The following is a 12,498-nucleotide window of genomic DNA, read 5'->3' on the forward strand; positions in this document are numbered from 1 at the left end:
TCTGTGGGGCCTTGCCTTGCCCGCCCCACCCGGCTTCGCTTCGCTTCGCCCCCCTCCCCCGCAGGGGGAGGGAGAGCATTTCATTACCTACCGCCGACGCGTCAGCATCCCGACCAGCATCAGGCCCACGCCCGCCACCGACAGCGTCGTCACCAGCGGCCGCTTGCGCGCCTCGCCGGCCACGGCCCGCGCCTTGTCGCGATAATCGACCGGGGCCTTCTCGACCAGCCGATCCACCGCATCCATCGCCTTGCCGAAGGTGTCCAGCGACCGGCCCTTGGCGTCCTCGAACGCCCCTTCGACCTGCAGCTTCTGGTCGCCGACCAGCTTTCCAAAACCCTTTTTCGTCTTACCGGTCGCCTGATACGCGGCGCCCTCGATCCGTTCGTCGGTCATGTCTCTCATCCTCGGGGAGCACGGCCCTCATGGCCGCGTGACGATGAAAATCCCGGAACCCGCTTCCGTTCCAGCGACAATTTCACCGCCCGCTTTTCTCCCTCCCCCTGCGGGGGAGGGGCGTCGCGTAGCGACGGGGTGGGGGCGGCCTGGCAAGGCCGCATTGCTCACACCGCTTCCAACCCCGCGTCACCACCTGAGGCGGCGGCCGCCAGGCCCACGAACCCGATCAGAATGCCGAAGGCGACCTCGGCGTAGGCCAGATTGACGGTCCACCGCCAAACATCCCCGTCAAAACCAGGCCACGCCGGCAAGCCTTCAGCATAATACCCGAATAAGCTCACCCCCCAGACCACCGGCAAGCCCACGAGGACGACGGCGACCATCAACAGCCGACTGCCGATCCCGTATCTAAGGACATAGGCCGCCACGCCGCACGCGCCGAAGATCACCCATGCGACGATGACATGGAGGGGCGCGAAAACCACAGTCTTCCAAAGCAGGTCGAAGCGCACCGCGCCTCCGTTCAGGCCGGCCAGCACAAAGCCAGCATAGGCGGCCGCAGAGACCGCCGCACCACCCCACCCGAACAACCCCACCGCCTGCGTCTTGGTCATGTCTGAGCTTACGACGAAAAGACCCAGCTTGCCTCTCTTTCTCCCTCCCCTTCATGGGGAGGGACGGCGCAGCGCAGCGCAGCGGAGCCCGGGTGGGGCCGTTCCAACCGCCACGCTCCTGCCCCTTCGAACCCCACCCCGATCACTCCGTGATCGCCCCTCCCCATGAAGGGGAGGGAGAAGCCGTCTCGCTCATCAGCGCTAAAAGGCGATGAGGCGGATTGACGCCAATGATCTGCTCCCCTGCAAATCTACAGCGTCAGATACAAGATGATCGCGTCGACTAAGGCCATTGGAACCCCGACCACAAAACTGAAAGCCACGGACCGAGCGAGATTCACTTTCGCCGTCGGAATATGGCGTTCTGCCACGCCTTGCTTCCGAAGCCTGTCATTGATCCGAATGATGCAAGCCCCGAACAAGGCCGGGAACGCAGATGTAACCGCCCACCCTGTCCACGGCGCTGGAGAAAGAACGTCGAACATCAACAAGGTGAAGACCGCTGCGCCGAAAGCTGCGACCGCCCAGCAGGCGTTCATTATGACGGCTCGGATCATGGCGCGCTCGTTTGGTGATATCGGCTTTGATCCCAAGGGCGGCGATCAACGAGTGGCAATATTCCAGGACTTCTAGCCCTCGCGGCCTCAAATACGGACGCATCCCCAAATGCGGGGGGCGGACAGCTTGCGATCCTAATTCCGCAATCAAACCCCCGCCTTTTCAACCCCCTGGCGCCCGCAAACGCCCCTCTACTCAGCGCCCCTCAAAACCGTGCCATACTCCCTGCCCGGTCTTTGAAAACTGAACCCCAGCCGCCCCAGCGAAATTGCACTCTTTTGCACATTGCACCGTCTTTTCCGCCCGGTGCAGTTTCACCCGCGCGAAAGAATAGACGAAAATAGACTCCTTTTTTTCGGAGTCTAATCATGCATTTTCCAGCGCCCGCCAGTGGTCCATGCGGCGCAGGAAGACCGCCGGATCCTTGGGCGTGACCAGTTTGGACGGGTCGTGGAAGATGCGGTCGTGCAGGCGGGTGACCGTGAACCGCAGCGCCGCCGCCTCGCCCAGTCGCGGCAGGGCCGCGCGTTCGGCCTCGCTCAGCGGCCGCACCGCCTCATAGCCGCGCTGGAAGGCGGCCAGGGCCTCGGGCATCGCCCGCCCCTCGGCGTCGAACCCCCAGGCCGACAGGGCGATGGCCAGGTCATAGACCAGCGGCCCGGTGCAGCCGAAATAGAAGTCGATCACCGCCGACACCGCCCCCTCCTCGAACAGGATATTGTCGGGGAAATAGTCGGCATGAATGGCCCCGACCGGCAAATCATCCGTAAACGGATCATCCAACCGCGCGAGCGCCGCCTCGACCTGGTCGAGCAGGCTCCGGTCCTCGCCCGAAGCCCCCGCCGCGCACCGGTCCGCCAGCCGTCGCCACATCGCCGGTCCGACCGGGTTGTCGCGCCGCCCGGCGAACCCGGACGCCGTCTGGTGCAACCGCGCCAGCACCGCCCCCGCCGCCGCCTGATCGGCCTGCGACGGGGTGCGCAGCCAGGCGCCGGTCTTCCATTCGATCACCGCCGCCGCCCGGCCGTTCAGCCGGCCAAGCCAGCCGCCCGACCGGTCCTCGATCGGCGTCGGACAGGGAAAGCCCCGGCCCGCCAGATGCGCCGTCAGCCCCAGGCAGAAGGGCAGCGACGCCTCGTCCGTCCGCGCCTCGAACAGGGTCAGGACGAACCGCCGCCGGGCCGAGCCTTGCCGGGTCTCCAGCCGGTAGTTGGTGTTCTCCACCCCCTCGGCGATGGCCGCCAACTCGACCACCTCGCCCAGGTCGTAGCCGGCCAGGAACCGCCTGGCCTCGTCCAGCGAGACGGGAGTGAAGACGGCCATGGCCTAGTTCAGGCCCGCGTCGGCGCGGCGCGCGCGCACGATCTCGGCCAGGTCGGCCATGATGCTCTCGGTCGTGGCCCAGCGGCCGGCGCCCCGTCCCCGGCAGCGCCAGACCCGGCCGTCAGCGCCGTAAACCTTCAAGGCGTTGCCCTCGCCGCGCAGGCTGGAGAACAGCGGGTCGCCGTGCTCGGCCGTCAGCTTGACCGACGGCGCGATGACCCCGTCCTTCAGATGGGCGGCGCCGATCTGGCGCACCCCGCCGTCGGCCGATGTGGCCTCGGTCAGATGGTCGCGCGGGATCTCGCCGTCGGGCGAGCGGCCAAAGGCCTCGTGGCACAGCAGCCGCACCTTGGCGGCGGCGTCCAGCCCCTCCAGATCCGCCGACGGGTCCTCCTCGGCAAAGCCCGCCGCGCGGGCGTCAGCCAGGGCCTCATTGAAGGCCGCGCCGTCGCCCAGCCGCTCCAACATGAAGTTGACCGTGCCGTTCAGCACCGCCTCGAACCCGACCACCTCGCCGGCGGCGCGGGCCCCCCGCACCGTCTCGATCATCGGCGAACCGCCCCCGACCGAGGCCGACCAGAAGATCCGCCGGCCCTTGGCCTTGGCCAGCTCCTGCAAGCCGCCGGGATCACGGCTGACCGCCTGTTTGTTGGCGCTGGCCACGTCGCAGCCGGCCTCCAGCGCGGCGCGGATGACCGCATGGCCCGCCTCGCCTTCCGACAGGGCCTCAAGGACGATGTCCGGCTTCTTGGCCCAGAGGACGGCCGGATCGGCGGTGAACAGGGATTGCGGACAGGCCACATCGCGGACCTTCTTCGGATCGCGCACCAGCACCCCGACCACGTCATAGCGCGGATCGCTGAGCAGCCGGGCCAGGACCCCGCCGCCCACCACGCCGCAGCCGGCGACCGCCACCTTCAGCGGCGGCAGGGCCGGCGCCGGTCCAGGGGGGGCCGACTTCTTGCCGATGACGGTGCCGTCGGCCCGGTCCAGGGCCGCGACCTCGATCTCCACGCCCCGGCTCTCGCCCAGGTCGATGGCGTCGTGCTGGACCAGGGCGCCGCCCAGCTTGCGCGCCACGTCCCAGGACGCGCGGCGATAGCGCAGGGCCGGGGCCGTCCGGTCGTTCGGATCATGGTCGTACAGGCCGTCGACATCCTTCACCAGCCGCACCTTCTTCAGGCCCAGCTCGGCCGCGAGGAAGACCGCCGTCAGGTCCGATCCGCCCCGGCCCAGCAGGGCGATCCGCCCGTCCGGCCGCACGGCGCCGAAGCCGGGCACCACCACCACCTCGTGGCGGTCCAGCGCCTGTTTCAGATGGTCGGGCCGCAGGCCGCAGGGGCGCGAATGCTCCGGCTCGCCCTCAGCGACGATGCCCAGTTCGCGCACCGACAGGGCGCAGGCGTCCAGGCCGATCCGGTCGCAGGCGATGGCCACCAGGGCCGCCGACTTCTCCTCGCCCAGGGCCACATAGCCGGGCAGCAGATCGTTGGAATGGGCCAGGCCGAGCGCCCGCGCCTCGCCCAGCATCTGGTCCGTCGCCCCGCCGAAGGCCGAGACCACCGCCACCACCTTCCGCCCTGCCCGCACATGGCCATAGACGGCCGAGGCCACCAGCGGCGCCTCCGCCGCGCTGCGCAGGATCGACGACCCGAACTTCAGCACCACCACCTCGGGCGCGGGCTGATTACTGGGATCTGGGTTCTCGGACTTCTCTACGACGGCGAGGGAGACGGACATTGCGGTTTCTCGGGGATGTTCGAAGGGGGTGGGGTGAATAGAAAAACCCCGCCAGGCGGACCGGGCGGGGTTCGGGTTCTGCGGTTGCCGGGGTTCGGCGCGCTAAACTCGTCCCGCCCGTAAGGGCATGGTGGTGGTGGTGCCGGTGGTGCCAATAATCATGCCGAGACGCGTCGCGGCGAGGCCGGCGACGGTCGAAACTTCGGCGATGATGACGCGCTGTTGCACGGGGCGATTCCGGTTCAAATCTAACCCTAGGGTGCTCGGACCACCCCCACAGTGTCAAGTCGTGTTGGATGATTTTTTCACGACAGCCGTTTTTGGGTCCGTTTCAGACCCCCTTCGTCCAACACAGACCGTGACAAGGGTCGAATTTTTCCCTTGACCGGCGCCGCCTGTTTGATCAACGTAAGATCACTCATCAAGACCGGCTGAGGGATTAGGCCCTTTGACGCCGGGGCAACCATCGGGTTCCGCCCGAAACGGTGCCAACTCCTGCGGGGTCCTTCGGGCCGCGAGAGATGAGTGGAGCATCGACGAGGCGACGCTCCACGATCTGTCACCGCATCGAGCCTTGCTGAGGCGAGAACGATGCGGACGACGATAGATGACCCTGGCTGAAACATCCCTGCTCGAAGAGCCCGCCTGTCGGCCCCAGCCGGCCTCGACGCCCGTGCGCGAACGCGGCGGCGCCCGCGACGTCATCGTCCCCATTCCCGCAGACTTCCGCCTCGCCTCAGGCGAACGGCTGAACCAGCCCAATGTCGTAGGCCGCATCCACGGCCGCGCCGGCGCTCCCGTCGTCGTCGTCGCCGGCGGCATATCAGCCGGCCGCTTTGTCCACCGCACCGAGACCAATGGCCTGGGCTGGTGGTCCGGCGCCGTGTCGGTGCGCGGCCCTATCGATCTGTCCCGCCTACAGGTTCTCGCCGTCGATTTCGCCCCCGGCGCCGAATTCTCCGACACCCCGGTGACCATCACCACCCACGATCAGGCCCGCCTGCTGGCCCTGGTGCTGAACCATCTGAAGATCGAGCAGGTCGCGGCCTTCGTCGGCTGCTCCTACGGCGGCATGGTCGGCCTGGCCTTTGCCGAACTTTATCCCGACTGGGCCGAGCAGTTGATCGTGGTCTCGGCCGCCCACCGCGCCCACCCCCAGGCCACCGCCTGGCGCGGCATCCAGCGTCGCATCCTTCAGTTCGCCGTCGCCGCCGGCCGCCCCGAGGAAGGCGTCGCCCTGGCCCGCGAACTGGCCATGACCACCTATCGTACAGCCGAAGAGTTCAACGACCGGTTCGACACCACCGCGCCCCAGGCCGTCGGCGGCGCCTATCCGGTCTGTGACTACCTGACGGCGCGGGGCCAGGCCTACCGCACCCACACCACCCCTGCCCGCTGGCTGTCGATGTCCGATTCCCTGGACCGCCACAGCGTGACGCCCGAGGCCATAACCACCCCCGTCACCCTGATCGGCTTCACTTCCGACCGGCTGGTGCCGATCGACGACATCCGCGAACTGGCCGCGCGGCTGCCGACCCTGTGGCGCTTCGTCGAAGCCCCCTCCCTCTATGGCCACGACGCCTTTCTGAAGGAGGACGCCTTCGTCGGCGACATCCTCCGCGCCGCTTTCAAGGACATCAAAGCATGACCCGTATCGCCAATCCGCACACCATCGCCGCCCGCACGGGCGTGGACTCGGACACGGCCCACGGCGCGGTCATGCCGCCGCTCTATCTGTCGTCCAACTATTCATTCGCCGGCTTCGAACAGAAGCGGAAGTACGACTACAGCCGGTCGGGCAATCCGACCCGCGACGTCCTGGCCGAGACCCTGGCCGAGTTGGAGAGCGGCGCCGGCTGCGTCATCACCGCCACCGGCATGGCCGCCGTCGATCTGCCTCTGGCCTTGCTGGAGCCCGGCGACCTGCTGATCGCGCCGCACGATTGCTACGGCGGCACCTGCCGCCTGCTGAACGCCCGCGCCAAGAAGGGCCATTTCGATCTGCTGCTGGTCGACCAGGGCGATCCCGCCGCCTTCGAGGCCGCCCTGGCGCTGAAGCCCAAGCTGGTCCTGGTCGAGACCCCGTCCAACCCCCTGCTGCGTCTGGTGGACGTCGCCGACATCTGCACCCGCGCCCATGCCGCAGGCGCCAAGGTCGTCTGCGACAACACCTTCTTGTCGCCGGCGCTTCAGAACCCGATCAAGCTGGGCGCCGACTTCGTCGTCCACTCCACGACCAAGTTCATCAACGGCCACTCCGACGTGGTCGGCGGCGCCGTGATCTCCGCCGACGCCGAGGATCATCAGACCCTGGCCTGGTGGGCCAACTGCACCGGCGTGACCGGCTCGCCCTTCGACGCCTATCTGACCCTGCGGGGCGTGCGCACCCTGTTCGCCCGCATCGAGCGGCAACAGGCCACCGCGGGCAGGATCGCCGAAAAGCTGGCCGCCCACCCGGCGGTCAAGGCCGTCCACTACCCCGGCCTGAAGTCGCACCCCAACCACGCTCTGGTCGCCGCACAGCAGGCCGGTCCGGGCGCCATGCTCAGCTTCGAGCTGGAAGGCGGGACTGAGGCCGTACGCGACCTGGTCGAGGCGCTGGAGATCTTCACCCTGGCGGAATCCCTGGGCGGGGTCGAAAGCCTGATCGCCCACCCCGCCACCATGACCCACGCCGCCATGACGCCGGAGCAGCGCGCGACCGCCGGCATCTGCGACGGCCTGGTGCGGCTGTCGGTCGGACTGGAGCATGTCGAGGACCTGATCGCCGACCTATTCCCGGCCCTGGACGCCGTCATCCCGGCCAAGGCCGAGGCCGCCTGATTTTTTGCTTGCAGGAGGGACCGATCCGGGGCAAATGCGCCGCCCCGGCCGCGGTCCCTTCGTCTATCGGTTAGGACGTCAGGTTTTCAACCTGAAAAGAGGGGTTCGACTCCCCTAGGGACTGCCACCGGCGGCCAATCTTCGGCCAAGTGAAGAGGGCGTATTTGAGCGATCGCTCCGCCCCGATTAAGATTTCAGTAACCATTTTGTTCGGAAGCGGACGATAAGCCTCTCGATTCATGGACTTTTTTCGGTCTCACTCAGGAACTATCCACAGACACTGTGGTTAACCCGCAGTTACCTCGGCGCAGAAGCGCCTCTCCCTCCTGAACCGAGACACCCATGTTCATCGCCATCGCCCGCCCGGCGGTGGAGCCCCAAGGCCCCGACGCCGTCGCCGTCCCCGGCTCTCCCGCCATCGCCGAACTGTCGCCCCGCGCCCTGCACGCGCGCCTTCTGGAAAACGCCGCCCTCAGACGGAGGCGCGGCCTCGAACGTCGACGCGAACGTCGGCTCGAAGACGCCGACTATTGGCTGCACGCCGCCCCCATGGCGGTCCAAAAAGCCAGCGCGCTGCGCGAGCACACAAGCTTCGCACCCCTGCCCTAACGCAGTTCGGGCATCCGCCGACGGAGCGACGCCTTCAGCTTGTCTACCCGCTGGCCTGCCGACTTGGGGCGGACCCGCTCACGATGCTCGAAGCCGCCGCCCCAGCGATCATGGACGGCCGTGGCGAGATGGGGATGTCGATCGTGCTGGTGGACGATGGGGCTGACCGTACCGTCTGGATTGACCACCCTGCCATCCTGGAAGGCCAAGCGATCACCGGGCGTGAGGCCCAGGGTCGCCACCCGGCCGTAATTCGGCTGGATAGCCGCCGCCGTCAGTCCCTGGTGGATCGCCATGTTGAAGGCGGCCTGGTCGGCGCCGAAGGCCCCGCCGATCTCGGACCGGGGCGTCGCCGCCAGAGACAGGATCAGCCGCGACAGCCGCGCCACCTCGGGCCGCGGCCCCAGGACCGTTCCGACACAGAGGCAGGCTTGGCCGCCCAATTGTCGCGCCTGCGCCTCGCCAAACAGGGCGCGCAGATACTTCATGTTGAAGGCGTGGTCGCAGAGCGGCGCCTCGGCCTCGATGAAGGCTTCCAATCCCACCGGAGCGGGCGCGAACGGCGCGGCCTGGAAGATCACGTCGCGCACATCGCAGGCCAGGGCGGCGCCGGGCCGGTCGCCCAGCAGGCCGGCGAAGGCGACGAACCTCTGCATCACCGGATGGGGCGCCCAACCGCGCCAGACCGGGGCATCGACGGCGATCACGTCATTCCGGGCCAGGAAGGCGCGCAGGTCAGGATTCGCATCAACCACGAGGGCGACGGGCCCGTCGAACACCGCCCGCAGCGACAGCACGAACGGCGCAATGTCGGCGGCGTCATACCCGGTGGCGTAGCCGACCACCGCGTCGCCGTCGGGCAAGGGCGTGATCTCGCGTCCGACCTCCAGCGCCTGGGCCAGCCAGTCCAGATAGTTCGACCGGACCGCCCCCTGTTTCATGGCGTCAGCGCGGTCCCATCAGATCGGCGAACCGGTCGAACAGGTACAGGCTGTCGGCCGGGCCGGGCGAGGCCTCGGGGTGGTGCTGGACGCTGAAGATCGGCTTGTCCTTGACGGCGATGCCGCAGTTGGTGCCGTCGAACAGGCTGACGTGGGTTTCGGTCACGGCGTCGGGCAGGCTGTCGCGATCGACGGTAAAGCCGTGGTTCATCGACACGATCTCGACCTTGCCGGTGGTCAGATCCTTGACCGGATGGTTGGCGCCGTGGTGGCCCTGTTCCATCTTCACCGTCCTCGCGCCCAGGGCCAAGGCCAGCATCTGGTGACCCAGGCAGATGCCCATCAGGGGCTTGCCGCTGGCGACCAGTTTCTGGATTTCCGGCACGGCGTATTCGCCGGTCGCGGCCGGATCGCCCGGCCCGTTCGACAGGACGACGCCGTCGGGATTGCGGGCCAGAACCTCTTCCGCCGTCGTCGTGGCCGGCACCACGGTGATCCGGGCGCCTGTCGAGGCCAGGGCGCGCAAGATGTTGCGCTTCACCCCATAGTCAATGACCACGACGTCCTTGCGGCCCTGGGTCTTGGGGTGGCCCTCCGGCCATTCCCACAGACCCTCGTCCCATTCGAACGCCTGAAGCGTCGAGGCGGGCTTGGCCAGGTCCAGGCCGACAAGGCCGGTCCATTCCCGCGCCTGGGCGACCAGGGCCTCCAGGTCGAACTGGCCGTCCGGATTATGGGCGATGACCGCGTGGGGGGCGCCTTTGTCGCGGATGATCTTGGTCAGGGCGCGGGTGTCGACGCCGGCCAGACCGACCACGCCGCGCCGCTTCATCCAGTCGTCGAAGCTCGAGTCCGAACGATAGTTGGCCGGATCAGTCGGCACGTCACGGAAGATGGCGCCCCGCGCCGAGGTGTCCGAACCGCCGCCCATCTGTTCGATGTCTTCGACATTGGTGCCGGTGTTGCCGACGTGCGGGAAGGTGAAGGCCAAGATCTGGCTCATGTAGGACGGGTCGGTCAGGATCTCCTGATAGCCGGTCATGGCGGTGTTGAAGACCACCTCGCCCAGGGCCGATCCGACAGCGCCGACGCCGATCCCTTGCAGGACCGTGCCGTCGGCGAGCGCGAGGACGCCCGTGGCGCCCGGAAGGATCTTGGTCGTCATGGGCGCGCTCCTACACACGAATCCGGCCCAAACGGAGGCCGGAGACAAACGGCGGGGTCGTTAAGCCCTGCCGTGCGCCGGGTCAACGACCATCCGCATCCTAAGCCGGGCCGACCAGCCGGAACTGGGCCGTCGAACCGCCCTGAGCATGGGGCGCCAGCCACAGATCGAACAGGCCCGGCTCGATCCGATAGGTGTTGTCCTCGCCGATAAAGCCCAGCTGGCGGGCGTTCAGGCTGAAGCGCACCGTCTCGCTCTGGCCCGGCCGCAGCGTCACCCGCTTGAAGTCCTTCAACAGCCGCCCCGGCTGGGTCAGGCTGGCGACCCGGTCGTGGATATAGAGCTGCACCAGCTCCTCGGCGACATGGGCGCCCTGGTTGATGACGGTCACGGCCACGTCCAGCGTCCCGGCCCAGGCCAGTTGATCGCTCGCCATCTGGACCGGACCATAGGCCACCTCGCCATAGGTCAGGCCATAGCCGAACGGATACAGGGCCGTATTGGTCGTCTCGCGATAGCGGGCCTTGTATTCCTCGATCGGCAGGTCCGGATTGGCCGGCCGGCCGGTGTTCTTGTGGTCGTAGGAATAGGGCTGCTGGCCCGACTTGTGCGGGAAGCTGATCGGCAGGCGGGCCGAAGGGCCGTGATCGCCGAAGAGGACGTCGGCGACGGCGTTGCCCATCTGCTCGCCCAGGAACCAGGTGACGACGATGGCCTGGGCGTTCTTGACATTGCCCTCCAGCGCCAGGGCTCGCCCGTTGCGCAGCAGGATGACCATGGGCTTGCCGGTGGCGGCCATGGCGTCGACCAGGGCCTGTTGCGGGGCCGGGACGACGATCTCGGTGCGCGACTGGGCCTCGCCGGACATCTTCTGGCTCTCGCCGATGGCCAGGACGATGACGTCGGCGTTTGCGGCGGCGCGAATGGCCTCTTCGATGCCGCCGTCCAGCGGGGTCTCAATACCCGAGCCGCGCGCGACAGTCAGGCCTTGCGGATCGGTCATGGCGGCGCGGAAACCGGCCTCCAGCGACACCCGGCGCTCAGGCGCGCCCCAGATGGTCCACGGTCCCCAGACATTGTCCACGTCGTCGGCAAAGGGCCCGACCAGGGCGATCTTCTGGTTCTTGTTCAGCGGCAGGATCTGGTTGTCGTTCTTCAGCAGCACCACAGCCTTGCGGCCCGCCTCGCGCGACAGATCGATGTGTTCGCGCGACCCGACCACGGCCTTTTCACGCACGGGGTCCGTGCCCCGATACGGGTCGTCAAACAGACCGAGGGCCGCCTTGGTCGTCAGAAGGCGGCGCACCGCCTCGTCCAGCCGAGCCATCGACACCTCGCCGCTCGCCACCAGGCTGGGCAGGTGTTCGAGATAGAGGCCCGAGACCATCGACACATCGACACCGGCGTTGAAAGCAATACGCGCGGCGTCGCGGCCGTCCTCGGCGAAGCCGTGGGCGACCAGCTCCTGTTCAGAGGTGTAGTCGGAGACGACGAAGCCTTCGAAACCCCATTCGCCGCGCAGGATGTCGGTCAGCAGTTTGCGGCTGCCCGATGCGGGCACGCCGTTCACGTCGTTGAAGGCGCTCATGATCGACAGGGCGCCGGCGTCCACCGAGGCCTTGAACGGCGGCAGATAGACCCCGCGCAGCGTCTGTTCGCTCATGTCGGTGGTGTTGTACTCGACCCCGCCAATGGCGCCCGAATAGGCGGCCATGTGTTTGGCGGTGGCCAGGACGGCGTCGCGATCGTCCAGACCCTTGTCGCCCTGGAAGCCGCGCACCCGGGCGGCGGCCAGCAGATTGTTCAGCAGCACGTCCTCGCCGGCGCCCTCGACATTGCGGCCCCAGCGTTGGTCGCGCGCCACGTCCACCATGGGGGCGTAGGTCTGGTGGACAGCCGAGGCGGCCGTCTCTACCGCCGCCGCACGCGCGGTGCGGCGCGCCAAGTCGGTGTCGAAAGCCGCAGCCTCGGCCAGGGGCACGGGGAAGATGGTGGACAGGCCGTGGATCACGTCCGCCGCAAACAGCAGCGGAATTTTCAGACGCGACTCCTCAACCGCCACCTGCTGGATACGGCGGCCGGTCTCGGCGCCGATGCCGTTGAACAGGGAGCCCACCTTGCCTTCGCGGATCATGGCGGTGACGCGCGCGGGGTCGCCCGTGCCGTCCAACGGGTTGACCGCGGTCGGCATCCAGCGGAACGGATCGGCCAACAGGTTCAGCTGCCCCGCCTTCTCTTCGACCGTCATCGCCGCGATCAGATCCTCGATCCTCTGGCGGTGACGTTGAACGGTGCGCGAGATTTCAGCGGAAACAGGCATGGGGAA

Annotated in this window: 12 protein-coding genes, 1 tRNA gene and 1 riboswitch; of the genes, 4 read left to right on the forward strand and 9 right to left on the reverse strand. The window is 67.8% G+C overall.

Annotated elements, in window-relative coordinates; all coding sequences use genetic code 11:
* Positions 1 to 87: 87 nt before the first annotated feature.
* The 6 genes from PKE72_RS01620 to PKE72_RS01645 form a co-directional block, all read right to left on the reverse strand.
* Positions 88 to 396 carry a CsbD family protein gene (locus PKE72_RS01620; RefSeq protein WP_183196147.1) on the reverse strand — a complete coding sequence of 103 codons (309 nt, stop codon included), beginning with the start codon at positions 394 to 396 and terminating at the stop codon, positions 88 to 90.
* Positions 397 to 563: 167 nt separating this feature from the next.
* Positions 564 to 1,013, reverse strand: a complete 450-nt coding sequence (locus PKE72_RS01625) for a hypothetical protein (protein WP_271163728.1) — start codon at positions 1,011 to 1,013, stop codon at positions 564 to 566.
* Between the two features lie 251 nt (positions 1,014 to 1,264).
* On the reverse strand, positions 1,265 to 1,570 hold the full coding sequence (locus PKE72_RS01630; protein ID WP_271163729.1) for a hypothetical protein: 306 nt from the start codon (positions 1,568 to 1,570) through the stop codon (positions 1,265 to 1,267).
* Between the two features lie 367 nt (positions 1,571 to 1,937).
* A complete protein-coding gene (thrB, locus tag PKE72_RS01635) occupies positions 1,938 to 2,894 on the reverse strand; it encodes a homoserine kinase (protein WP_271163730.1) in 957 nt (318 codons plus the stop codon).
* A 3-nt stretch (positions 2,895 to 2,897) separates the two neighbouring features.
* Positions 2,898 to 4,634 carry an amino acid kinase family protein gene (locus PKE72_RS01640; RefSeq protein WP_271163731.1) on the reverse strand — a complete coding sequence of 579 codons (1,737 nt, stop codon included), beginning with the start codon at positions 4,632 to 4,634 and terminating at the stop codon, positions 2,898 to 2,900.
* Between the two features lie 102 nt (positions 4,635 to 4,736).
* Positions 4,737 to 4,880 carry a hypothetical protein gene (locus tag PKE72_RS01645; RefSeq protein ID WP_271163732.1) on the reverse strand — a complete coding sequence of 48 codons (144 nt, stop codon included), beginning with the start codon at positions 4,878 to 4,880 and terminating at the stop codon, positions 4,737 to 4,739.
* A 169-nt stretch (positions 4,881 to 5,049) separates the two neighbouring features.
* Positions 5,050 to 5,162, forward strand: a riboswitch (SAM riboswitch).
* Positions 5,163 to 5,241: 79 nt separating this feature from the next.
* Between PKE72_RS01645 and metX the strand changes: the two genes are divergently transcribed.
* The 4 genes from metX to PKE72_RS01665 all read left to right on the forward strand — a co-directional run bounded on the left by metX (position 5,242) and on the right by PKE72_RS01665 (position 8,066).
* Positions 5,242 to 6,282, forward strand: coding sequence for a homoserine O-succinyltransferase MetX (gene metX / locus PKE72_RS01650; protein WP_271163733.1), 1,041 nt, complete (start codon positions 5,242 to 5,244; stop codon positions 6,280 to 6,282).
* Positions 6,279 to 7,457: a cystathionine gamma-synthase gene (metB, locus tag PKE72_RS01655; protein ID WP_271163734.1), complete on the forward strand. Its 1,179-nt coding sequence runs from the start codon at positions 6,279 to 6,281 to the stop codon at positions 7,455 to 7,457. The genes metX and metB overlap by 4 nt, the downstream gene beginning before the upstream one ends.
* A 52-nt stretch (positions 7,458 to 7,509) precedes the next feature.
* A tRNA-Glu gene (locus tag PKE72_RS01660) sits at positions 7,510 to 7,584 on the forward strand.
* Between the two features lie 215 nt (positions 7,585 to 7,799).
* The gene (locus PKE72_RS01665) at positions 7,800 to 8,066 is read left to right on the forward strand and encodes a hypothetical protein (protein ID WP_271163735.1); all 267 of its coding nucleotides are present in this window, start codon (positions 7,800 to 7,802) and stop codon (positions 8,064 to 8,066) included.
* On the opposite strand, the gene PKE72_RS01670 is transcribed toward PKE72_RS01665, so the two are convergent.
* The 3 genes from PKE72_RS01670 to PKE72_RS01680 form a co-directional block, all read right to left on the reverse strand.
* Positions 8,063 to 9,007 (reverse strand): hypothetical protein, encoded by a 945-nt coding sequence (locus tag PKE72_RS01670; protein WP_271163736.1) that lies wholly within the window; start codon positions 9,005 to 9,007, stop codon positions 8,063 to 8,065. The two genes, PKE72_RS01665 and PKE72_RS01670, sit on opposite strands and share 4 nt — an antisense overlap.
* Before the next feature lie 4 nt (positions 9,008 to 9,011).
* Entirely contained in the window at positions 9,012 to 10,172 is a 1,161-nt protein-coding gene (gene carA, locus PKE72_RS01675; protein WP_271163737.1) for a glutamine-hydrolyzing carbamoyl-phosphate synthase small subunit, read from the reverse strand.
* Positions 10,173 to 10,272: 100 nt separating this feature from the next.
* Positions 10,273 to 12,492, reverse strand: coding sequence for a glycoside hydrolase family 3 N-terminal domain-containing protein (locus PKE72_RS01680; RefSeq protein ID WP_271163738.1), 2,220 nt, complete (start codon positions 12,490 to 12,492; stop codon positions 10,273 to 10,275).
* Positions 12,493 to 12,498: the final 6 nt, after the last annotated feature.

The sequence above is a fragment of the Brevundimonas intermedia genome, from assembly GCF_027922165.1.
GTDB lineage: Bacteria > Pseudomonadota > Alphaproteobacteria > Caulobacterales > Caulobacteraceae > Brevundimonas > Brevundimonas intermedia.